This is a genomic window from Alcanivorax sp. HI0044 (assembly GCF_001634945.1).
In genome coordinates, this window is record NZ_LWEZ01000864.1 from 1 (window position 1) to 545 (window position 545).

Here is a 545-nt window from a genome sequence, read left to right on the forward strand (position 1 = left end):
CCATATCGAGGACGGCCTTATCGTGGCCGTCCTTTTGTTTATGATCCTGCTGGCGGTGGCGCAGATTGTGCTGCGCAATTTCTTTGGCACCAGCCTGGTATGGATCGAGCCGCTGTTGCAGAACGCGGTGCTATGGATTGGCTTGCTGGGCGCGATGATTGCCTCACGTAANGACGAGCACATCCGCATTGATGTGGCCTCGTCACTGTTACCGGAAAAGTACCATCCCTTCCTGACCACCTTCGTGGATCTGTTCACCGCCTTTATCTGTTTGTTGGTGGCCTGGTATAGCGTGCACTTCGTACTCGAAGAGTATGAGTACGCTTCGCCGGCATTTGCCAGTGTGCCGAGCTGGTTATTGCAAGCCATTATCCCGGTGGGCTTCTCGGTTATGGCACTGCGCTACGTCGTGCTGTTTGCTCTGGGGTTAATTGGCAAGCGGCCGAAAATGCAGGAGCCGACGCCATGATCATTGCGGCGATTGTTCTGCTGGTGGTGCTGGCGCTGATGGGCGCGCCCCTGTTTGCCATTATCCTCGGCGCAGC

General features: G+C 56.2%; 1 protein-coding gene. It reads left to right on the forward strand.

The features are described 5' to 3' along the window. On the forward strand, positions 1-469 hold a 469-nt coding region (locus tag A3730_RS10165), incomplete at its 5' end, for a TRAP transporter small permease (protein WP_063538019.1). Positions 470-545: the final 76 nt, after the last annotated feature.